The organism is Paenibacillus sp. LT-B23 (assembly GCF_059417685.1).
The window spans coordinates 90,411-113,020 of sequence record NZ_JBSQBM010000008.1 but is presented as its reverse complement, the minus strand read 5'-3'; the positions used below and the strand labels follow the sequence as shown (position 1 = coordinate 113,020).

Sequence of the window (22,610 nt, the reverse complement as noted above, 5' to 3'; positions counted from 1 at the left end):
GGGTAGTTTGATATGTATAAAGAAGAAGCCCGATTAATGCTACGGGCTTCTTTTGTCTTTTAATAGAAAGGAGGATTATTCAGTTTCTTCCACTTGAACAACGTCAAATAATTCCCCTAAAGTAATTCCTAAATATCCACAAATATTGGCTAGCAATGAAGTTGAAAGGCGTGAATTATCCATTCCCTGATTATTCACTAATTTATAGATCGTTCCGATTCTCTCACCGGTATCTTTTGAGAGTTTATAAGGTGTAATATTCTGTTCTTTAAGTATTCTTTCTAAGTTACAGGTTAATAAGAATTTAATCTTCATGACAATTGATAGCCTCCAAGAATATTTTGAATTATTATTGATAACAGATGTATATAGTCTTATATTGTTTATATAATCAACAAATGTTCATGTTCGTTAAATGATCATATCATTTTAGTAAAGGGATGTACAACATACCCTTAGCTTTGCTATGGACATTTTACCAAAAAGTGGAGTTATTATAGGCAGAATCTTGAGGCTGTACGTGAATCTGATGTTTTGATTATCACGCATTCACGCTATAAAAAGTTGTGTGAAGACGATGAACTAAGGCGATGGTTCACAAAGGGTAGAATATTAAAATTTAATCCATTTATACCAAAAAAATCATTGGAAACAATTGACTTTTTCCAAGCGTATACCGATAATATTAATAAGGGGTTATTGCTGTTCTACTAGAAAACGTCATCCTTTTTGAAAATAGGTCTTTATGCTCGGATAGCAATTCATACCACCTTAATAATATTTTTTGGAGGTAAAAAAGTATGAGGATGAAAAAACGTTTAGGTGCAATGTTACTGGCGGTATCCATGAGTGCCGCAATGTCCGTGACTGCATTTGCAGCGGAACCGAATGTTAAGGTATCCACCAATGTGGCTGGTGAAACTGTCTATACACAGACAGTGGATGTACAGTTAAGTGCCGCTCCCAATGCTTCCAGCAGCAGTAAAACAGTGAGTGCAGGCAAAAGCCTAGGGTTGGCATTAGCCCCTGGCAAAAGCGGTTTTTCCGATCAGGTTAGCTTCCGGTTTACGTCATTGCCTCTTAATGCCAAGGTAAAGTCGATTGAGATTGACCCAGGAAGAGGAATTATCAACAACAACAATAGAAATTTGCTGGGGACGGTTGTTTTTTCTAATTTGAATGTATCCTCTCCTAGCGGCAAATCTGCTACTATCGCATGGAAGCCCAGTGGAATGACTGAGAGAGCAAGTTTTCTAGATCAGGAAGCACGTGGTACATGGACAGCACAGGTCTTTGGAACAAACATTGCAAGTTCTACCGGAGATAGATGGTTCGGCAGCCTTTCTTATAAATCTGTTGAAATGACTATTTCCTACGTTTTGGAATAATCCGTTAGGCTAGGGCGGGGTAATCTCTTTGGATTGCCCCGCTTCATTTTTTCTGTCATTCATCTTTACTTTTCCTAAAAAACTGACAATCAATTGTGGTGTACGAAAACATATATTTCCTCATTACAGAATTAGGAGGAAAGCAATGAACATTTCACGTATGCCGACATTTACAAGCAGTTACGGCCGGTTGCAAAACACTGATATGGGAAAAGACGAAATCAAAAAGACGGATAAAAGTTCCAACGCAGAGAGCAGCACGGCCACATCATCAAGGATTTGTCCTCGACGAACGGAACTGTTCTGAATGGAGAGGCGATGGTGCCATACAAGAAGTTCATCCCGAATGCTGGAGACACTTTTAAGATTGCCGGAGTGTCCTACGCTTATAGACTGGACTCTTTTAAATCTTCCGCCAACGCCTCTGAGTGAAATAGTTTGATATGTATAAAGAAGAAGCCTATTAATGTTATGGGCTTCTTTTTGACGTTTAATTTGGGGGTAGCTATTGAGTACTTTGATTCAATTTATCATCTGGAGTATGTTCAATGACATCTGTCAAATTACATTCTAGCTTGTTACATATATCGTCGATAATTTTCATAGCTATGTACTCGTTACGCCACATTTTAGCGGCAGTTGACGGGGAGATATTCATTAGTTTTATAAACTCCATTTTAGAGATTTTCTTTTTAATCAAAGTTATTTGTAATGGTTCAAAACTAATCATTTATCATTCTCCTTCTTTAATACCAGATGACATAGAAAATATGATTTAATTCCAATAAGTCGGAAATAATTACGTTAAAACAGTTGAATAATGAAAGGGTTGATGATATCGTTTGTAACAAGTCGTAAATATTTACGACAAAATGAAAAAAATCTAAAGAGGAACTGATGAAACAAAGCTAAGCTATATCATATCATCCTAAAAAAATGATGTACAACACCCTTAGCTTTGCTATGGACATTTTACCAAAATAGAACTGGAGGTGACACCTATGATTTTAAAAGAAAAGTTCAATAAACAAGATATTAAAAACATTGTTCGTATGAAAAAGGTCTGGGGACAGGAAGTAGGCAACGGAGAAACAGAGTTGTACTATTATCATATTATTGACGTGTTTAATCGAAAATGGCAAACGATTGGCTATAACGTTTCCGATGCTATTCGAGTATTTCAAAATGGAAGCGACGATAAATGGACGTATATTATAGAGCAAGCCCCATTTAATCCTGATCTCACTACTAATGATCTAATTAATATGCTTGGTATTACTTCTGATGCTTCGCGTACTCGAAATGCTATACAAATTATACTGAATACGGTTGAAAGACGAAATGCTTTTGTTAATCGAATTACTAATGTGAATGAGGAAAGCGTACTTTTTCTCCTAGAAGCGATGCAAGAGCAATATCTTACGTATAATCAACTTTTAGACGAAGAGTTTATGAAACTGCACACTGCAAATCCAGTGAATGCCTTAGCTTTATATTTTCTTGAACCCGTTGACATCATTGCGTTTTGGGAGTGGGAAGCTGCTGGTGGTACGTGTGAAAAAGCCATTCAATACAAACTTGAAAAACCTTTGATGACTTTGATTCAGGCGATAGAACGTGCTGAGGATGAAACAAGAGGTTTGGCATCTGGATATTAACCTCTCTATAACCTACATAAAGGGAAAATACATCCGACTACCCAAAATATAAATAGCTTTAAGCCTGTAATCAACAACCCCTCTATTCCGTAAAGGAGCTTATCTATGTACAAAACCGGAAAACTCATTGACGGTAAACTTTTTCTCAAGACTTGGGACGATAAATGGATTAGCCTTCGATTGCTCATTCTTCTTGTGAAAAGAACGTGTGAATGACTATTTGCGATACTCAGGGCTAAGTCTTTTGATACAGGTATAAAGAAACACTCTTTCTTATAACAATTTAGGAGATAAGGCTGTTTTCCATAAATTTGAATAATGCTATCATGTCATAATGAACTTGAACCGAGGTAAATTATGACAACCATTAAAGTGACTCCTGAACAACTTATAACCGTCTCCAAGCAATTTGACCTTGCACAGAAAACAGCGATTCAGATGAATAGTCAATTGATGCAGCGAATTTCTTTTATGCAGCAATCATGGGATGGTACAACTAAACAACAATTTTATAGTCAATTTCAAGTCTCTCAGAAGAATATGACTGACTTTGTTACCCTGACGGATTCTATTGCGAGGGAGCTACGTCACCATGCAGACAAATTCAGATTAGCTGATCTGATGAAAGCAGGTTACATTGACGCAAGTTGTTTACCACCTCCACCTAATGCATGTGCTGTTCCTGCTCCAGATACACGAAATGCGTTTCAGAAATCGGCAGATAGTTTATTGGAGCTTGGTCAAGATTTCAGCATCCAAGCAGTTTGATTCAGCAAATGATTTTTTTAACTTCTGGACTTTTGGTGTACATGGAACGATCAGAGAAGCTACAATGCCTACAAATGCCTGGTCAAAGGAACATTGGGCCAATATGATTAGTACAGCAGCAATATTTGGAGGAGTTAGCTCAGTAATTAAGCCTAAAGTTGGTTTGGGATCGTCAATAAAATATGAGGTGAAATCTGGGACTATTGTTGAAGCCGAAGGGACTTCAAAACGTTTATCTGATAATATGTTAGGTAAAAATGATGCTGACCCATTTAGGGATATTTATGGTCCGGGAAGACTTTCTCACCCAGAAGAGTGGAGTAACATTATTAAAAACACACAAGAAGCGGGCGTTGAAGTTAGGATTTTGGATAGAGATATTATGGCGTATGCTCCCAAAGGATCAGGGAAGCCTGGTCAGCTGAATATATATGAGGATGCTTCAATTAGTGCATTGCGACATGAGTATCAACATTTCCTTGATGATAAGGCTAAAGGATTTCCAAGTTTGGATGTAACATATGAATTCAAAAATAGAATTATCATGGAGCTTAGGGCTTATATGGTGGAAATAAAAGAAGCAGAGAGGATTGGAAATAAGGAGCTTGCAGAACATCTCTGGAGCAATTACAGGGATGAACGGCAGTATCTTTTGGAGAATTTTGGGCCAGTTAAACTAGATTGAATGGAGATTGTATAATGAATCTACTTACTTTATCAAAAGAAATACGAGAGGGAAAGATAAGTGACGATAAATTGGTGGAGTGTCTGGATATTCATCATAACCAGGTTATGATGAATGCTATGAGTCAGATAGCAAAAAAGAAGCTCTGCAACGAAAAAATTATCGAAAAATTGAAGCATATTAGCCAGTTCAGAGATCCTAAGGTAAATAAGCTATTTGGTATTGATACTCTTGGACACTACAGTATTGCTGTACTTCGAGTATTGAACACCTCTGAATCTATAAAACAATATGATCTTTTAATGGCTGAACTAGATGATTTTGATAAGGAAATAGTTGAGAGGATAGCTGAAGGGATAGGCTAAAATGAAAATAGATTATCTAAAAAAGGAACTCTGAGCTGGTGAGATGCCGCCACATAGAGTTCCTCTTTTCATTTTAGCGCTGCTTATGAGGAGAATGTAGTTCCTCCAGTGCTTCCTTCAGTGAAGGATAGTTAAACTGAAATCCATGCTCCAGCGCCTTGCGCGGGATTACTTTTTGACCGTCTAACACGAGGGTACTCATCTCACCGACTAGCTTTTGTACGAGAACGCCGGGAACGGGAAACCAGTGTGGACGGTGGTATACCTCAGCCACGGTTTTACCAAACTGGTCGTTCGTCAACGGGTGTGGTGATGATGCGTTCACAGCTCCGGTGATGTCTGGCGTATGGATGCAGTGGGTGATCAGGCGGACGATATCCTTAATATGAATCCAGCTCATCCATTGATGGCCGCTGCCTATTTTGCCGCCGAATCCGAAGCTGTAAGGCAGCTTCATCAGTGGAAATGCACCGCGTTTGCTGTCCAGTACGAGACTAATGCGCAGCTTGATTAACCGGGCATTGGAAGGGTAGGCGTTGGCGGCCTCCTCCCACTGCTCGACCACTTGAGACAGAAAGTCTTCCGAACGGCGCGGGCTGGTTTCATCGAACGTTTCAGTAAGAGATGTACCGTAGGCGGCGACAGCCGAAGCCTGAATGATAACTTCCGGCTTTTTTTGCAGAGCATTTAGTGCTTGGGCCAATTTGGCAACAGACAGCAGGCGTGATTGGAGGATTCTTTGCTTGGACTTGTCCGTCCAGCGCTGATTCAGCGTCTCTCCTGCCAAATTAATGGCCGCGTCTGTGCCCTCTAATGATTCAGGCTTTTGTTTCAGTTCGTTCCAGCTCATATATTGCAAGCGTGGGCTCGCTTCGTGACCTACCATGGGTTTACGGGTGATTACCTTTACCGTATGCCCGTCGTTGAGCAAGCTTTTGGTTAGCGCACACCCTACTAATCCAGTACCTCCGCATATGACGATGTTCATGGAGTTCGACTCTCCTTCCGATTCGCAAAAAATATGTATGTTATAGAATATAACCCTTTTCGAGAAAAAAACCTCATTCGAATGTACCTGTATACGCTAAAGGATGTCAATCCATGCTTTCATTTACCTCGTTTCCCTTACGTGTAATCCTGATTTGTGTGTGCACTACCATAAAAGCCATGTTGTTTGATTTCAATAATCACGTTAAAATGATTAAATCAAAATAAGACAAGCATAACAGAATAACAAGGATAAGGGGATGAAACCGAATCATGCTGAAAATTGGTTCTCATGTGTCCTTCTCGGACAAGGGTCTGCTCAGCGCTACAAAAGAAGCGTCTTCTTATGGGTCCAGCTCGTTCATGATATACACGGGGGCACCGCAAAACACGCGTCGTAAGCCGATGGAATCCATGTATCTGGAGGAAGGCAAGCAGTTGATGGCTGAAAAAGGGATGGAAGATATCGTGGTGCATGCCCCGTATATTATCAATCTCGGCTCTTACAAGGAAAATACCTATGAGCTCGCGGTCAGCTTTCTTCAGGAGGAAATTCGTCGCACCCACGCGATCGGCGTGAAAAACATCGTGCTTCATCCGGGTGCTTTTACCGATAAGGATGCTGAATATGGAATTGGGCGTATCGCCGACGGTTTGAATGAGGTACTGAACGGCGTGAAGGAGACGGATGTTAACATTGCGCTGGAAACGATGGCAGGCAAAGGTACCGAAATGGGCCGCAGCTTCGAGGAAATTGCCTCCATTATAGATAAAGTAGAGCACAACGAGCGTCTTACCGTTTGTATGGATACCTGTCACATTCACGATGCGGGCTATGACATTGTGAATGATCTGGACGGCGTGCTGGAGCAATTTGATCGTATTGTCGGGCTGGATCGTATCGCTGTGGTTCACGTTAATGACAGTAAAAATGCGGTTGGTGCTCATAAAGATCGTCATACTCCGATTGGATCGGGCTGGATCGGCTATCAGACCATTCATAACGTGGTGCATCACGAAGCGCTTCAAGGCCGCCCGTTTATTTTGGAAACGCCTTGGATTGGGAAGGAAGCGAAAACCCAGCGTCCAATGTATGAGGTTGAAATCGCTTTGCTTCGCGGGAATGTGAAGGAGCGTTTTGGCGATGAATTTTTGGGTCAGGTAGAGCAGTTGCATTCGTTTTTCAAAAAACAGGATGTGGACGTCCGTAACTTTGTGCTGGATACCTGGACGCTGCTGAAAAATGATGCCAAAGCGAAAAAGGCCGATCCGCGCGAGCCGCTGGAACGTCTGTATGACATGATAACGGAAGCAGCACTGTTTCCGGAGTTGAGCGAAGAACATATTAATCATCGTCTGATTGCCTGGTTTGCCGGCAGTCATTTGCCAGTGACGGTATAAGCCAAGGGGGATTTGTAGCCACATGGAACTTCACGTAAAACATCAGCCAAACAGTACTCAATCTGCGCATGAAAACCGTGCGCGTATGCTCGTATCCTGTCCTGATGGCCCGGGTATTGTAGCGGCCGTGTCTCGCTTTTTGTACGAGCATGGCGCCAATATTGTTCAATCTGATCAATACACGATGGACCCGTCCGGCGGTATGTTTTTTATGCGGGTTGAATTTGATCTGCCATACTTGAGTGAAACCCAGCCCCAACTGGAGCAGGATTTTGCCGCGGTTGCAGAACAATTCCGGATGGAGTGGACGATTTCAGCGGTCAGCCGCAAGAAAAAGCTCGCCATTTTCGTTTCCAAAGAAGATCATTGTCTGGTGGAGCTATTGTGGCAATGGCAGGCAGGGGATCTGGACGCGGATATTTCTCTGGTGGTCAGCAATCATCCAGATATGAAGGAGTATGTGGAATCGTTCGGCATTCCGTATCACCATATTCCGGTGACAGCCGATACCAAACCGGAGGCGGAACGCCGTCAACTAGAGGTCATTGGTGAAGATATCGACGTCATTATTTTGGCCCGGTACATGCAGATTATTTCACCCAAGTTTATTGAGCATTACCGTAACCGGATCATTAATATCCATCATTCGTTCCTGCCTGCATTCGTGGGTGGGAAGCCATATGCCCAAGCCTATAATCGCGGTGTGAAAATTATTGGCGCAACCGCGCATTATGTAACTGAGGAACTGGACGGTGGCCCGATCATCGAGCAGGACGTACAGCGGGTAAGCCACGGTGATGATGTCAATGAGTTAAAACGGATCGGTCGCACCATTGAGCGAGTCGTTTTGGCAAGAGCCGTGAAGTGGCATGCAGAGGACCGGATTTTGGTTCATGAAAATAAAACGGTCGTTTTTAACTGATTTTTATATTTTTTAAAATATAAGAGTTCATACTTCTTACAAACAAAGCCCGTCAAAATGACGGGTTTTTTGCTTTTTTCTACGAAATGCGGGTGTCAAAACCGGACAAAATGCATTATTTTTCGCGATTTTATGATTTTTTAAATGAGGTTAATACTTTGCGGGTATATTTATATGAGGACTCGGTACGACATTTCGACAACCATCTTTATAAACGATCTGGCAAACCTGCACGGCAAATGGTACAATATTTAAGGATGTATAAGTCATATTGAAACATTCAAGCAGATTCACTCACTTCAATGGGCGTCGTTACTATATCGGACGGCGGTATTGGAGAGCATGACCAAATGCAATTGGCATACTTTTTACAATATGAGGAGGCTAACCATGACTGACCAGAATCAAGCGATTCAAAAGGATGAAAACTCCACGATCGACAATTTGTCCATTACGACAATCCGTACGTTGGCAATCGATGCTATCGAGAAAGCAAACTCGGGACATCCCGGCATGCCGATGGGTTCCGCGCCGATGGGCTACCAACTTTTTGCTAAAACGATGAATCATAACCCGAATCACCCTACATGGATTAACCGTGACCGTTTTGTACTGTCCGCAGGACACGGCTCCATGCTGCTGTACAGCCTGCTTCACCTGAGCGGCTATGATCTGCCTATGGAAGAACTGAAACAATTCCGTCAATGGGGCAGTCTTACACCAGGTCATCCTGAGTTTGGACACACTGCTGGTGTAGACGCTACAACCGGACCTCTGGGACAAGGCGTAGCTATGGCCGTAGGTATGGCAATGGCTGAAGCTCAACTGGGCGCAACCTATAATAAAGATCAATTCAAAGTTGTGGATCACTTCACCTATGCAATCTGCGGCGACGGCGATCTGATGGAAGGCCTGTCTCACGAAGCGGCTTCGCTGGCTGGGCGTCTGCAATTGGGCAAGCTGATCGTATTGTTTGATTCCAACGATATTACACTGGATGGCAAGCTGAACCTGTCCTCTTCCGAAAGTGTTGCAAAACGCTTTGAAGCTTACAACTGGCAAGTACTGCGCGTAGAGGATGGTAACGATCTTCCAGCGATCCAAAAAGCGATTGAGGAAGCACAAGGGGACTCCACACGTCCTACGTTGATTGAAGTGAAAACAGTCATCGGCTACGGAAGCCCGAACAAACAAGGTAAAGGCGGACATGGCGGTACTCACGGTTCCCCACTGGGTGCAGAAGAAGCCAAGCTGACTAAAGAATTTTACAAATGGGTATATGAAGAGGACTTCCACGTACCGCAAGAAGTTCGCGAGCATTTTGCTAAAGTAAAAGAGCACGGCATCGCAGCGAACAAAGCATGGGATGAGCAGTTTGCGAAATACAAAGCGGCTCACCCTGACCTGGCAGCTCAGTTCGAAACAGCCGTAAACGGCGACCTTCCAGAAGGATGGGACCGTGACCTTCCGAAGTACACAACTGAAGACAAAGCAGTTTCGACTCGCGTGGCTTCTGGTAATGCACTGAACGGATTGGCTCCAAACGTACCGTTCCTGACTGGCGGATCTGCCGATCTGGAAAGCTCCACGATGACACACTTGAACAACCTGACGAACTTTACGCCAGAAGACTATGCCGGCCGTAACATCTATTTCGGTATCCGCGAGTTCGGTATGGCTGCTGCGATGAATGGTATGACATTGCACCAAGGGGTAAAAGTATTCGGCGGTACATTCTTCGTGTTTACGGATTACCTGCGTCCGGCCGTTCGTCTGGCAGCTCTGATGGGATTGCCTGTAACTTACGTTCTGACTCACGACAGTATTGCTGTTGGTGAAGATGGCCCGACTCATGAGCCGATCGAACAATTGGCTTCCCTGCGTATTATCCCGAACCTGACGGTTATTCGTCCGGCGGATGGTAATGAAACTTCCGCTGCTTGGGCTTACACGCTGGAAAACAAGAAAAACCCGGTTGCTCTGGTATTGACTCGCCAAAACCTGCCAATCCTGGCTGCTACTGCTGAACATGCACGCGAAGGTATCAAACGCGGTGCTTATGTCGTTGCAGATGCGACAGACGGCAAGCCGGTTGCTCAAATTCTGGCAACGGGTTCCGAAGTACAACTGGCTGTTAAAGCTCAGGAAGCACTTGCGGAACAAGGTATCCAAGTACGCGTTATCAGCTTCCCAAGCTGGGATCTCTTCGAAAAACAAGACAAAGCATACAAAGATTCCGTTCTGCTGCCTGAAGTAAAAGCTCGTTTGGCTGTAGAAATGGCTTATCCACTGGGCTGGGAAAAATATGTCGGCGACCAAGGCGACATTCTCGGTATCAGCACATTTGGCGCATCCGCACCTGGCGACCGCGTCATTAAGGAATATGGCTTTACGGTAGAGAACGTTGTTAATCGCGTAAAAGCTTTGTTGAAATAAAACAACCTATTAAACAGACAGTCGTAACCTGAGTAAGGCTTACGGCTGTTTGTTTCATACATTGAGGAATTTTGTAGCCTTGTGTATTTTTATACTGAGGCTTGGATTAAAACTATGTTATGATGATGCATAAATTTCATTCAACCATTGATGAGCAGATGAGGGGATAACGAATGACACAGTTTGATGGAGTCAGCGTAGTTAAAAAAGCAAATATATATTACGACGGTCAGGTTACAAGCCGTACGGTCATTTTGGGTGACGGCAGTAAGGTAACATTGGGAATTATGCTGCCGGGAACGTATGAATTCGGCACGGATTCCCGTGAGATCATGGAGATTTTGGCAGGGGATTTGAAAGTACTGCTTCCAGGTGCTGAGGAATGGCTGGAAATACAGGGAACGGCAACATTCCACGTGCCTGCACAGTCATCATTCAAGTTGGAAGTACGAAGCGTAACGGATTACTGCTGTTCTTACCCGGAATAAGTAGCGAAAAAAGGGCAAGCACCACTCGACTTCAAGTCAAGTGTGCTTACCCTATAGGCTATGCGATATGTACAAAAGCACAGCAACGTGGTTTAAAGAAGGATGCGGCCTATTCGAGTGGCTTGCCGCCAATAGTGCGGCCGATCCACGTTTCATAGGTCTTCACCACAGCGGACAAGTCCTCGTCGCCGTAGCCTTGCGTTTGCCCGGCTTGAAACAGGCTCTTGGCAATGGAGAGCATAGGCGTGGGAATGGACAGGCTATCCGTCAGCGAGGCAGCGAGCTTCAAGTCTTTGAGCATCAAGGCAAGTGAGAACTGGTTGCTGAAGTCATGCTCGATGATTTTGCGTCCTTTCAGGTCAGCAGCCTTGCTGCCTGCTGATCCGAGCTGTACCAGCTCCAGGAAGCTGTCCGCCGGAATGCCGGATTTGGCGGCGATGGCAAAGCCCTCAGCCAGAGCGAGGTTATTAATACCGACCATCGTGTTATGTGCGAGCTTGGCTACGGCCCCGCTGCCATTCGGTCCCATGTGGAGCACCTTTTTGCCCAGCGTATCAAAAACGTCCGACTGTGCGGCAATGGCCTCCGCGTCACCGCCAACCATGAACACAAGCGTGCCGTCTACAGCAGCAGGCTTACTGCCCGTTACTGGAGCATCAATGAAGGAACAGCCCAGCTTGTCCGCTTCGGCGGCCAGTTGTTTGACCAGCTCAGGTGAAATGGTGCTGTTGTCCATCACAGTTACACCAGACGTAAGACCGGCAAACACGCCGTCCTCGCCGTAGTAGATATCACGGATCGAGTGATCATCGCTGACCATGGTAATGACCAGCTGCTGACCTTCAGCCGCCTCACGAGGCGTTGAAGCCGTACGCGCGCCTTGCTCTACAAGTGGCTCACAGCGTGAGGCGGTGCGATTGTAGACCGTGACTCCATATCCCTGCTTCAACAGATTGGATGCCATCGGGGCGCCCATGGTGCCCAGTCCGATAAATCCGATGTTTTTCATAGCTAATCACCTTTCTTGTTGGAGGTTGCCGTCCGATGCAGATGCGAGTTCGGCTTGAATTGACTGCTTAAATATAGGTTGATCTCTATTTATTGTAGCATGGGTATCCCACCCTATCTACACTAGGGTCTGGCAAGGCACCGGACGCACAGGTAACGCAAGCTTGTCAGGCCCTGCAAATTAAAGTATCCTATTGCTAAGTCCTTATGTTGGTATTCATGGTCTTAGCAATACAAAACAGGAGGTTCCAAACATGTCTAAAAAAGTTATTTTCGATTACACCAAAGCGCTCTCCTTTATAGGGCAGCACGAAATTGATTATTTTGCAGAACCGATCAAGCTGGCTCATGAGCAGCTTCATAACCAAACCGGTGTAGGTTCCGATTTCCTAGGTTGGATTGACTTGCCTACCAATTATGATAAAGAAGAGTTTGCACGCATCCAAAAAGCTGCTGCAAAGATCCAAAGTGATTCCGAAGTGTTGATTGTCATCGGCATCGGCGGTTCTTACCTTGGTGCACGCGCTGCGATTGAAATGCTGTCGCATTCCTTCCATAATGCACTGCCTAAAGACAAGCGAAAAGGCCCGGCTGTTTATTTTGCAGGCAACAACATCAGCTCTACATATGTGAATCATCTGTTGGAACTGATTGAAGGAAAAGACTTCTCCGTGAATGTCATTTCCAAATCAGGTACAACAACAGAGCCAGCTATCGCTTTCCGCGTATTCCGTGCGGCTCTGGAGAAAAAATACGGTAAAGAAGAAGCGCGCAAACGCATTTATGCAACAACAGATAAAGAACGCGGCGCTCTGAAAAAACTGGCTAACGAGGAAGGCTACGAATCCTTCATTATTCCTGATGATGTAGGTGGCCGTTACTCCGTGCTGACAGCAGTAGGCTTGCTGCCGATTGCTACAGCTGGCATTAACATTGAGGAAATGCTCCAAGGGGCGGCAGACGCTTCCAAGGAATACAGCAATCCGAATGTAGCTGAGAACGAGGCTTACCAATATGCAGCCGTTCGTAACGCGTTGTACCGCAAAGGTAAAGCTATTGAAATTCTCGTGAACTATGAGCCTTCCCTGCATTTCGTTTCTGAGTGGTGGAAACAGCTGTACGGCGAAAGTGAAGGCAAGGATTACAAAGGTATCTACCCTGCTTCCGTTGACTTCTCGACAGACCTGCACTCCATGGGACAATTCATTCAGGAAGGTAGCCGTAACATTTTCGAAACGGTTATCCAAGTGGAAAATGTACCTAGCCATATCACCATCGAAGCAGATGAGGATGATCTGGATGGACTGAACTTCCTGGCAGGAAAAACGGTGGACTTTGTAAATAAAAAAGCATTCCAGGGTACATTGCTTGCTCACACAGACGGACAAGTACCGAATCTGATCGTGAACATTCCTGATTTAAGCCCTTACTCCTTCGGGTACCTGGCTTATTTCTTCGAAAAAGCTTGCGGCATCAGCGGCTACCTGTTGGGTGTGAATCCGTTCGATCAACCGGGCGTAGAAGCTTACAAGAAAAACATGTTTGCTCTGCTGGGTAAACCAGGCTTCGAAGAGCAAAAAGCGGAGCTTGAAGCGAGATTGTCCGAATAAGGAAGCTGTAAACTCCTGACTGAAACAGGATTTCAGATAGGAGCGTTATAGCGTATAGCACCAAATAAAGTACAGGAAAGCAGTTCACCGGCTGCCAGAAGCGGGGGACTGCTTTCTTGTAAAATGAAGTAAGGAAGGTTATTTGTGATATGTTGGAACAATACCGAACTGTACGCGGCTCCGGCAGCAAGGAAATTGTGATCCGGAAATCCCGTTTTATCGGTCACATCCAGCCTGTTCAGACCGAGGAAGAAGCGGCGGCTTTTATCGAGCGCATTAAAAAAGAGCATTGGAACGCAACCCATAATTGTTCTGCTTACATGATCGGGGAACGAGACGAAATCCAGAAGCAATCGGATGACGGAGAACCGAGCGGTACGGCGGGCAAGCCCATTTTGGAGGTTATTCGTAACCAGAAGCTGAAAAATGTGGCGATTGTTGTTACCCGTTACTTTGGGGGGATTTTGCTGGGAGCAGGCGGTCTGATTCGTGCATATTCAGATGGTGCTGTTGCAGCAATTGAGGCAGGGGATGCGATTACGCGTGTGCTGCATCGTGAAATTTTCGTGGAATTGGATTACACCTGGTTGGGCAAAGTGGAAAATGAATTGCGAAATCGCAGCATCCGTACTGGAGAAACCATGTTTACGGATAAAGTTACCTTAACCTGTCTGCCGCTGGCTGGTGATGCGGAATCCTTCAGCAACTGGATAACAGACTTGACACAGGGGCAATCGCTTGTGTCGGAGGGAGAGCAGCTTTACTTTATTGAAGGGGAATAAATAATATGGCTAGAAGAGCAGTAGAACAGGAGTTGTCAAGAGGGCGGATTCTGGAAGCGGCCAGGCACTTGTTTATTACCAAGGGCTACCGTGCTATTTCAATGCGCAGCATTGGCCAGCATCTGGGTTACAGTCATGGTTCGTTATACTATCATTTTAAAGAGAAGGCTGAACTGTTCTACGCCATTGTGATTGAGGATTTTAATACGTTACGCGGTATTCTACTGCAAGGAGCAACAGGTACGCCGGATGATGGTCTGAACAGACTGGAGCACTTGATGCTGGAGTTCATTCGTTTTGGCTTGGAAAATCCTTATCAGTACGAAATTATGTTCATGATGCACGATGAAGAACTGTTCGCTTACTGTCGCACGGAGCAAAACCGTTGTGTGGAATTATTCGCGTCCATGATCCGTCAGGAATTAAGTGGTCAGGGACATTCAGAGGAAGATTGCTCACGAGTACCTCAAAGTCTGTTTTTGTCTATGCACGGCTTTGTGTCCTTTTACATTCAGGATGGTTTGACATTTGAAGAGATCAGGCCCGCTGCTTTGGCACATGTAAAGCTGCTGTGCAGAAACCTATGAGCGTACCTGCAATCACATGCCTCGGCTATGAATCTGTAGGGCGCTTTTCTGGGTATATTCACTTCATGACGGTGCCTTATCATTACGGTACTTTACGAAAGCGACTAAGATTGTAACAGACGATGATGCATCCAGCAGGAGAACATCATGGTCTGTTTTTTTGCAAGATCAGCCTTTCATGATTTTTACATGATACTGGCGTCTGCGTGGTCCGTCGAATTCGCAAAAATAAATTCCCTGCCACCGCCCGAGCAACAATTTTCCATCATGAATAATGACAGTCTGAGAGGGGCCCGTGGTGATAGATTTAAGGTGGGATGCCGTATTTCCTTCCATATGGCGATATTGGGGATGCTCCCACGGATAAACCTCGTCCAACCTTAAAATCACATCATGTTTGACGTCCGGGTCGGCATTTTCATTAATGGCTATTCCGGCCGTTGTGTGTGGACAAAAGATCAGTGCGGTGCCTTCCTGAACTCCGCTTTGTTGTATTAATGAAGCGACCTCGCGTGTAATATCACGCATCTCATCTCGTCCGCTAGTGGATAATTCTAAAGTATGCAACATTATTACCCTCTCCCTTCTTCTTATTACTTTACCCATTTTACTTTACCCAATGAACACCTGACGTAATATATAGAGTTGACGACGAAAGCTTTCCTTTGATAAAGTATCACATAAGGAAAACATAGTATATACATTGGAATAATAAAATGATTTCAAATGAGGTACGCGCTTTGCGGTAAGCAAGGCTGCTGCTGTTCCTGCAAAGGTTCAGAAGCGGAAAGGAAGTGTACGGTTATGCATGTAGAAGTAAGGGGTCTAAACAAGCATTTCGGTAATTTTCATGCGGTAAAGGACGTATCCTTTGATATTCAAGCAGGTCATCTGATTGGTTTACTCGGTCCGAGCGGCGGCGGTAAAACGTCCATTCTTCGGATTTTGGCGGGTCTGGAGCAACCGGATGCGGGTGAAATTCATTTTCATGGGAAAAGGGTAAACGAGCTGGCCCCGCAGGAACGCGGAATCGGATTTGTATTTCAAAACTATGCTTTGTTCAAGCACATGAGCGTGTACGACAATATTGCCTTTGGTCTAAAAGTGAAAAAAAGCTCCAAAGCCCGCATCAAGGAACGCGTCACAGAGCTGGTCGAGCTGACAGGACTCAAAGGCTTCGAGCATCGTTATCCGCATCAGTTGTCTGGTGGACAGCGGCAGCGGGTTGCTTTTGCGCGTGCCTTGGCGCCGGAGCCTCAATTGCTGCTTCTGGATGAGCCTTTTGCAGCCATTGACGCCAAGATTCGTCAGGAGCTGCGTACCTGGCTACGGGAATTGATTGAGCGTGTGGGGATCACTTCAATTTTCGTCACCCATGATCAGGATGAGGCGATTGAAGTAGCTGATGAAATTATGGTGATTAATCAGGGACGGCTGGAGCAGAAGGGAACGCCTTGGGATATTTATAAAAAACCGGGGACCCCGTTCGTAGCTTCCTTTATTGGGGAATCCACGGTGATCGAACAGGCGGGCAGTCTCAAAGGTTTCGAGGAAGCTGCCGGAATGGGAGCACGTGCCTTGATCCGTCCGGAGTATATTGATGTCGGGCCAAGCGAGGAGTTTGCGCTTCTGTCGGCGACCGAGGAAGGCATTGTGAAGCATTTACATTTTCGTGGGAGTGAATGGATGGTTGAAGTACAGGTCGGGGATCATCGTCTCATGACATACCGTTCGCTGGAGAAGTCCACGCTGGAACCTGGTCAGCAGGTGCACGTGCTGGTACATCGGGCTTATCTGTATAACGATCAGTCCAGTTGGATGGTGGAAAACCGCCTCAAGAAAGATCCAATGCCTATTATGATTTAAAGTTATAACGCGATCATACTTAAGGGGATGTCCGGCCTGAGTTCAGGGGCTTGGGCATGCTCCTTTTGGCGTTGGGCGCTGGAAGGATTTACGCAGACTTGATGAGTTCGTTATAATAGTAGTAAAAACACCCAGATAGATAGGAGTTAAACCATGAATCGGCTTATTTTTCTTGGCACGGGGGATGCGATGGGCGTTCCGCGTGTATATTGTGATTGTCTCGTATGTACGGAGGCCCGCACGACAGGGGCAAATGTGAGGCTGAGGTCGTCTGTGCTGATCGAAAGCGAGACGGAGGACTTTATGATTGATTGCGGCCCGGACTGGCGCAAGCAGATGGAAATACGCGGGCTTCGCTTCATCCGTACCATCCTCGTGACGCACGCACATTTTGACCATATTGGAGGACTGCCGGAATGGGCGGATGCCTGTCGCTGGACCGGGAACAGAGGTCGTTTGTACGCTCCACAGGAGGTGATCGACACGATCCTGCGTCAATTTTCCTGGCTTCCGGGGCATATTGACCTTATCCCTGTCGATCAGGGGGCCTTGCTTGGAGGGTGGAATATCCGGGGATGGCGTGTGAATCACGGGAAGAATGGTTATGCTTACGCTTATCGACTGGAAAAAGACGGCTTCTCGTGGGCCTACTGCTCGGATTCGATTGGGCTAAATGATGCGGAAATCCTGCCCCTGCACAATCTGGATTTGCTCGTGCTGGGAACGAGCTTTTATCATGAGGAGGCCGAATATGCAACCCGCTCGGTATATGACATGCTGGAGGCTCAGGAGCTTATAGGGAGACTCCAACCCAACCGCACGGTATTTACACATATGTCCCATGATGTGGATGTCACACGCAACTACGGGCTTCTGGAAGAGATTCGCCTAGCACAGGCCGGCATGAGCCTGCCATTGGAATAATGCTGCCCCTTACATTGTCCGGCTGATACGGAGAAGGGTAGCTATACCTTCTTTGATTTGCAACTCGTTGGCATACGAATAGGACAATCTCACATGCGTTTTGCCTTCCTCGCCAATCGGATCGAATACATTACCGGGTACGAAGGTGACCGATTCCTGCACACATTTGGCGAGCAGTTCATTAGGTTTCAACGTAGAAGGCAACTGGAGCCACAGACTGAGGCCGCCTGCCGGGCTGGTCCAGGTCCAGCCGGAATCGCGGAGGCTGTCTTCCATCGTTTCCTTGCGAATCTGGAGGGCGATACATAGCTTTTTTATATGCTGCTGCATGCGTGGAGATTGAAAGTATTGCAGGAACAGCTTCTGATTCAGCAGTGGCGAGCCGTTATCTACCAGCGCTTTGACGTTCAGCAGACTGTTCATGAGCTGTGGTCGGCAGGTCACGGCTGCGATTCGCAGACCTGGCGCGACATATTTGCTATAGCTGCGAATGTAGACGACGCTTCCCGAAATATCATAGGCAAAAATAGGTGACGGCGGCTTTTGCCCAAAGCTGATGTCATAGGTACTGTCGTCCTCGACAATAAGGCAGCCGTAGCGCTCGGCCAGCTCGGGCAGACGTTTGCGCTGTTCATCGGGTACCGTGAAGCCAGTCGGATTATGAAACGTTGGATTGATATAGAACACACGTGGCTTTTCTGTCTTCATGCACCATTCAATTTGTTCCATATCATAGCCTTCCGGTCGGATATCGGTCATGGTCAGGCGCGCGCCTTGTCTGCGGAATATTTCCATAGCAGGGCCATAGGCGGGACGTTCGGTCAACACGCGGTCTCCTGTCCGGATCAGAGAACGGGAAATCAGGTCGATGGCCTGCTGTGCGCCGGAGGTAATCAGCACCTCGTCCGGTGACAATGCAAAATGCTTATCGACGCTAAAATGCTGCGCCATTGCATCCCGAAGCTCGGCATCGCCCTGTACAGAGGAATAGGTGGCCGCTACTTTCGGGTGCTTTTCAAATACCTGCATCATCAGCTCTCTCCAATATCGGTTGGGCAGGAGAGACGGGTCAATCAGCGCTTTGGAAAACTGGAAATTCGCATTCACTGATTGAACGCGGCTAAGTCCATCCATTCCCCTCCAGGCTGAAACAGACGGATCATCTGCCGCATGGGCGGATTCGGAGTGAAACGTAAGATCAATGGACGAATGCCCCGAGTAGCCAGCATATTTCGCATGCCGGGTTGCTTGGGAAGCAAGAACGTAATATCCTGATTTGTCCTTTACATAGACCATTCCCCGTTGCTTCAACTCCTGATAGGCCCGGAAAACGGTTAGCCGATGTACACCCAGCTCCTGAGCCAGGCTTCTTACGGACGGCAGCTTCGTGTCTGCTTGCCAATCCCTGCGATCAATCCGCACAGTCACATAATGGATGACCTGCTCATACAGCTTTAAGGCATGATCGGCTGGAAAGAGTAATTCGCTGTTGTTCTTGCCCACGCTGTCCACGCTCCTTTTGTGTGTATTTTACTATAAAACATTTCAAAACCGTATACAACTGTTCTGTGGTTACACATCTGTTCTGTCTATCTCCCTGTATGCTTGAAAGCAACTGAAGGGAGAGGGACGTATCATGATTGGTATCGCGTTTATGGTAATGTGTCTTATTTTTGGTACAACGTTTTTGGCTATAAAAGTGGGGGTAGAAGCGGGACTTCCGCCGTTTTTGTCGGCAGGCGCACGTTTTTTCGCGGCAGGGGCTATATTGTTTATCGCCATGAAGCTGATGGGAAAAGTTCGCTGGTCGTTATTATGGCGGAAGGAAATGGTATTCATTGGAGCTGGAACGACCTTCGGTACGTTTTCGGCCTTGTATTGGGCAGAGCAATATGTCAGTTCGGGCATCGGAGCCATTTTATCAGCCACGGGACCGATGATGATCGTTATTTTGCAATCATTGCTTCTAAGGCAAAAAACGTCGCGGATTACGGTTATTGGTTGCATGATCAGCTTTCTTGGCGTGGTGCTGGTGGTGCTTCCCGGATTGGCGGTTCAGATCAGCGGCCTGTGGCTGGCGGGATGTCTTGTCATTTTGCTGGGGGAGCTCTGTTATTCCGGGGGAGCTCTTTATTCCAAGCGGGTGATGGATGTATTTCGGGAAACGAACCCGATTGCCCTGAATGCGGCGCAAATGCTCCATGGGGGATGGATGCTGCTAGTACTGTCTGCAATTACGGAGCCGTGGAGTTCTGAGGGGTGGCAGTACCTTCCTGCCATGGGTTCTTTATTGTATCTGATTCTGTTTGGTTCGATGATTGCACATACACTGTTTTACTGGCTCATGGAGCGTACAAATCCTCTTTTCCCGACGACGTGGTTGTATATTTCACCGCCGATTGCGGTGGGATTGGGAGCCTTGGTGTACGGAGAGCATGTAAGTTGGTGGATGCTGGCAGGGGTGCTGCTCATTGTGACCGGATTAATGCTTATGAACAATGGAATTATCCGTCTGGTGAACAGGCGAAAGGTGCGTTCTGCTGCCTGATATTTTGAATTTGTTAGGCATCATATGATATGACAGAAAAAACCTCCAAGCTATCGCGTGTTACTGAACATGCGACGTTTGGAGGTTTTGTTGTTGTGTTATTTATCTCAATTTATTCAGCATTCAGCACGAATTTGTCGATGGCGTGCTTAACACCGTCTTCGTTATTGCTGCTAGTAATGTAATCAGCCAGCTTTTTCAAATCAGGAATGGCATTCTCCATCGCTATGCCGAGACCCGCGCATTCGAGCATTTCGTGATCGTTCCAGGAGTCGCCGATCGCAATCGTTTCGGACAGATCACAGCCGTAATGGTTAGCAAGGAACGTAAGAGCATGGCCCTTGGTGCCCTCATGATGCATAATTTCCAGAAAATGAGGCTTGGATTTGGTAATATGCACTTCACTGCCGAGCAGTTGGCGCAGTTCAGGGATCAGTTCGTCCAGCACTTCCGGCTCGTCAATAATCAGCATTTTAGGCGTAGGAAGTTCTACCAATTTGCTGAATACAGGCTCTACAAAATATTCCGTATTGTTTAGCGCGGTGTAATCTTTGATTTTCTGATTATCTTCACGTGTGTACAATTTGTCATCTATATACGTTTGCAGATGCAGATTGCGTTCCACGCAGAATTCATACAAGCGACGTGCGGCCACAAGTGGAACATAACGCTCATACAGCACGTTTTCGTCCAGCAGGTTTTTAATCAAGGCACCTTGGTACGTAATGATTGGAACGTTCAAGCCAGTTTGGCGGGCGAGTTGTTTGGCAGATGCATAAGCACGTCCAGTTGCAAGTGTAACCACGACACCTTTGGCTACAGCGGCTTCAAGCGCCAATTGCGTTGCAGGAGTAACTTCTTTTTGGTCGTTAATGAGTGTATCATCAATATCAATGGCAATTAATTTATACATATCGGTATTCTCTCCTTTATCTCTATCATGGGGCAATGTCCAAATTGTATCTTACAATATTCAAAATGACAATATCACAATGAAAAAGGGACGACTCCTTTAAGAGCCTGTCCCCTTATAACCACTGAAGAATTGGATTGAATCAATGGGAAAAAGTGGATGTTAGTCTTCCAAAAATACGAGTCCTACAAAATCGTCCAGCTCAATATTTCCGAAATAATGCTTCAAATCAAGAGAGGACAAGGCTTGACGAACCTCATTTTCATCGTAGCGTTTGCTGCGCAGAATATTTTCAATATCAGCGACGTCACCCACACCGAAGAAATCGCCGTAGATTTTAATATCACGGATGTGGCCTTCCTTGAGATCCATGCGGATATCAATAATGCCGACCGGAAATTTACGTGTGTGCTTGATATTGCTTTCAGGGGATTGACCGTAGTTCCAGTCCCACGATTGGTAGCGTTCAGCGGAAATTTCATGGATTTTGGCCCAGTCGGCATCGGTTAGCTTATATTGGGGTACCTGATCCAGCTCTGCATCGAATATGTAACGCAGCAGCTCCTCGCGGAATTGCTCAATGGTCATCTCACGGTCCATTAGCTCGCTGATGTTAGCGACGCGGCTACGGACAGATTTAGTACTTTTGGATTTAAACTTTTCGGGATTGGCATGCAGTGATGCGGCCACATTGTCCAGGTTCAGGTTAAACATCAATGTACCGTGGCTGAACATGCGTCCGCGCGTGGCAAATTGGGCGTTCCCTGAAATTTTGCGCTCACCGACCTGAAGATCGTTGCGTCCGGTCATTTCGGCTTCCACACCCATTTGGCGCAGGGCGTCAATGACAGGCTGTGTGAATTTGAGGAAATTATGAAAGGACTCCCCGTTATCCTTGGTAATGAAGCTGAAATTTAAATTACCGAGGTCATGATATACAGCCCCGCCACCGGACAGACGACGAACGACTTGAATGTTGTTATCTCTGACAAACTCGGCGTTGATTTCTTCAATGGTATTTTGATGCTTGCCTATAATAATAGAAGGCTGGTTAATGTAAAACAGCAGATAGCTGTCGTCCAGCGGAAGATGCTTGAGTGCGTACTCCTCAATGGCAAGATTAATGGCTGGATCGTGTATGCCCTGGTTGTCGATGAACAGCATGTCCATTCCTCCGTATATATAAACTGTGTAGTTTTATGTGTACCTCCTTCTATTGTAACCCAAGTGAGCGATGTACACAAAAGCTCATTTGCATTGACGCGACGCGAAAA

At 45.9% G+C, this 22,610-nt stretch carries 21 protein-coding genes and 2 pseudogenes; 15 read left to right on the top strand and 8 right to left on the bottom strand.

The annotated features are described in order from the left end of the window. Positions 1–75: 75 nt before the first annotated feature. Entirely contained in the window at positions 76–315 is a 240-nt protein-coding gene (locus ACWXW9_RS11920) for a helix-turn-helix domain-containing protein (protein ID WP_494929569.1), read from the bottom strand. A gap of 485 nt (positions 316–800) precedes the next feature. Here ACWXW9_RS11920 and ACWXW9_RS11915 point away from each other — a divergent pair, with 485 nt between their 5' ends. Both ACWXW9_RS11915 and ACWXW9_RS11910 read left to right on the top strand, forming a co-directional pair. Then, positions 801–1,388 carry a hypothetical protein gene (locus ACWXW9_RS11915; protein WP_494929568.1) on the top strand — a complete coding sequence of 196 codons (588 nt, stop codon included), beginning with the start codon at positions 801–803 and terminating at the stop codon, positions 1,386–1,388. A 255-nt stretch (positions 1,389–1,643) separates the two neighbouring features. Next, positions 1,644–1,820, top strand: a pseudogene (locus ACWXW9_RS11910) (FHA domain-containing protein); the annotation flags it as partial. Positions 1,821–1,893: 73 nt separating this feature from the next. Here the strand turns inward: ACWXW9_RS11910 and ACWXW9_RS11905 are convergent. Further along, positions 1,894–2,118 carry a helix-turn-helix domain-containing protein gene (locus tag ACWXW9_RS11905; RefSeq protein ID WP_283655091.1) on the bottom strand — a complete coding sequence of 75 codons (225 nt, stop codon included), beginning with the start codon at positions 2,116–2,118 and terminating at the stop codon, positions 1,894–1,896. 271 nt (positions 2,119–2,389) lie between these two features. Here ACWXW9_RS11905 and ACWXW9_RS11900 point away from each other — a divergent pair, with 271 nt between their 5' ends. The 3 genes and pseudogenes from ACWXW9_RS11900 (at position 2,390) to ACWXW9_RS11890 (ending at position 4,864) form a co-directional block, all read left to right on the top strand. Further along, a complete protein-coding gene (locus ACWXW9_RS11900) occupies positions 2,390–3,046 on the top strand; it encodes a hypothetical protein (RefSeq protein WP_494929567.1) in 657 nt (218 codons plus the stop codon). 357 nt (positions 3,047–3,403) lie between these two features. Beyond that, positions 3,404–4,499 (top strand): annotated as a pseudogene (locus ACWXW9_RS11895) (WXG100 family type VII secretion target). 14 nt (positions 4,500–4,513) lie between these two features. Next, complete coding sequence (locus ACWXW9_RS11890; RefSeq protein WP_094155898.1) at positions 4,514–4,864, top strand: hypothetical protein; 351 nt, start codon at positions 4,514–4,516, stop codon at positions 4,862–4,864. Positions 4,865–4,937: 73 nt separating this feature from the next. Here the strand turns inward: ACWXW9_RS11890 and ACWXW9_RS11885 are convergent, their stop codons facing one another. Beyond that, complete coding sequence (locus tag ACWXW9_RS11885) at positions 4,938–5,852, bottom strand: TIGR01777 family oxidoreductase (protein WP_494929566.1); 915 nt, start codon at positions 5,850–5,852, stop codon at positions 4,938–4,940. A gap of 272 nt (positions 5,853–6,124) precedes the next feature. On the opposite strand from ACWXW9_RS11885, the gene ACWXW9_RS11880 reads away from it, so the two are divergent. The 4 genes from ACWXW9_RS11880 (at position 6,125) to ppnP (ending at position 11,098) form a co-directional block, all read left to right on the top strand. Beyond that, complete coding sequence (locus ACWXW9_RS11880) at positions 6,125–7,252, top strand: deoxyribonuclease IV (protein WP_494929565.1); 1,128 nt, start codon at positions 6,125–6,127, stop codon at positions 7,250–7,252. Between the two features lie 22 nt (positions 7,253–7,274). Next, a complete protein-coding gene (gene purU, locus ACWXW9_RS11875) occupies positions 7,275–8,174 on the top strand; it encodes a formyltetrahydrofolate deformylase (protein ID WP_134910680.1) in 900 nt (299 codons plus the stop codon). 390 nt (positions 8,175–8,564) lie between these two features. After that, the gene (gene tkt / locus ACWXW9_RS11870; protein ID WP_494929564.1) at positions 8,565–10,610 is read left to right on the top strand and encodes a transketolase; all 2,046 of its coding nucleotides are present in this window, start codon (positions 8,565–8,567) and stop codon (positions 10,608–10,610) included. Positions 10,611–10,783: 173 nt separating this feature from the next. Next, positions 10,784–11,098, top strand: coding sequence for a pyrimidine/purine nucleoside phosphorylase (gene ppnP, locus ACWXW9_RS11865; protein ID WP_134910676.1), 315 nt, complete (start codon positions 10,784–10,786; stop codon positions 11,096–11,098). A gap of 109 nt (positions 11,099–11,207) precedes the next feature. On the opposite strand, the gene ACWXW9_RS11860 is transcribed toward ppnP, so the two are convergent. Beyond that, positions 11,208–12,107 (bottom strand): NAD(P)-dependent oxidoreductase, encoded by a 900-nt coding sequence (locus ACWXW9_RS11860; RefSeq protein ID WP_494929563.1) that lies wholly within the window; start codon positions 12,105–12,107, stop codon positions 11,208–11,210. Positions 12,108–12,360: 253 nt separating this feature from the next. Between ACWXW9_RS11860 and ACWXW9_RS11855 the strand changes: the two genes are divergently transcribed. From ACWXW9_RS11855 to ACWXW9_RS11845, 3 genes are all read left to right on the top strand, one after another. Continuing rightward, positions 12,361–13,716, top strand: a complete 1,356-nt coding sequence (locus ACWXW9_RS11855) for a glucose-6-phosphate isomerase (RefSeq protein ID WP_044644687.1) — start codon at positions 12,361–12,363, stop codon at positions 13,714–13,716. A 149-nt stretch (positions 13,717–13,865) separates the two neighbouring features. Further along, positions 13,866–14,498 (top strand): YigZ family protein, encoded by a 633-nt coding sequence (locus ACWXW9_RS11850; RefSeq protein WP_014280426.1) that lies wholly within the window; start codon positions 13,866–13,868, stop codon positions 14,496–14,498. Between the two features lie 5 nt (positions 14,499–14,503). Continuing rightward, positions 14,504–15,085: a TetR/AcrR family transcriptional regulator gene (locus ACWXW9_RS11845; RefSeq protein ID WP_134910674.1), complete on the top strand. Its 582-nt coding sequence runs from the start codon at positions 14,504–14,506 to the stop codon at positions 15,083–15,085. Between the two features lie 168 nt (positions 15,086–15,253). Here the strand turns inward: ACWXW9_RS11845 and ACWXW9_RS11840 are convergent, their stop codons facing one another. Further along, on the bottom strand, positions 15,254–15,655 hold the full coding sequence (locus ACWXW9_RS11840; RefSeq protein WP_494929562.1) for a secondary thiamine-phosphate synthase enzyme YjbQ: 402 nt from the start codon (positions 15,653–15,655) through the stop codon (positions 15,254–15,256). Positions 15,656–15,889: 234 nt separating this feature from the next. Here ACWXW9_RS11840 and ACWXW9_RS11835 point away from each other — a divergent pair, with 234 nt between their 5' ends. Both ACWXW9_RS11835 and ACWXW9_RS11830 read left to right on the top strand, forming a co-directional pair. Beyond that, positions 15,890–16,951 (top strand): sulfate/molybdate ABC transporter ATP-binding protein, encoded by a 1,062-nt coding sequence (locus ACWXW9_RS11835; protein WP_494929561.1) that lies wholly within the window; start codon positions 15,890–15,892, stop codon positions 16,949–16,951. Between the two features lie 153 nt (positions 16,952–17,104). Further along, entirely contained in the window at positions 17,105–17,875 is a 771-nt protein-coding gene (locus tag ACWXW9_RS11830; RefSeq protein WP_494929560.1) for an MBL fold metallo-hydrolase, read from the top strand. 9 nt (positions 17,876–17,884) lie between these two features. Here ACWXW9_RS11830 and ACWXW9_RS11825 read toward each other — a convergent pair whose 3' ends face one another. Then, positions 17,885–19,378, bottom strand: a complete 1,494-nt coding sequence (locus ACWXW9_RS11825) for an aminotransferase-like domain-containing protein (RefSeq protein WP_494929559.1) — start codon at positions 19,376–19,378, stop codon at positions 17,885–17,887. Between the two features lie 133 nt (positions 19,379–19,511). Between ACWXW9_RS11825 and ACWXW9_RS11820 the strand changes: the two genes are divergently transcribed. Next, positions 19,512–20,423, top strand: a complete 912-nt coding sequence (locus ACWXW9_RS11820) for a DMT family transporter (RefSeq protein WP_494929558.1) — start codon at positions 19,512–19,514, stop codon at positions 20,421–20,423. Between the two features lie 112 nt (positions 20,424–20,535). On the opposite strand, the gene ACWXW9_RS11815 is transcribed toward ACWXW9_RS11820, so the two are convergent. Then, entirely contained in the window at positions 20,536–21,336 is an 801-nt protein-coding gene (locus ACWXW9_RS11815; RefSeq protein ID WP_494929557.1) for a Cof-type HAD-IIB family hydrolase, read from the bottom strand. Positions 21,337–21,498: 162 nt separating this feature from the next. Further along, positions 21,499–22,500, bottom strand: coding sequence for a lipoate--protein ligase (gene lplA, locus ACWXW9_RS11810; RefSeq protein WP_494929556.1), 1,002 nt, complete (start codon positions 22,498–22,500; stop codon positions 21,499–21,501). Positions 22,501–22,610: the final 110 nt, after the last annotated feature.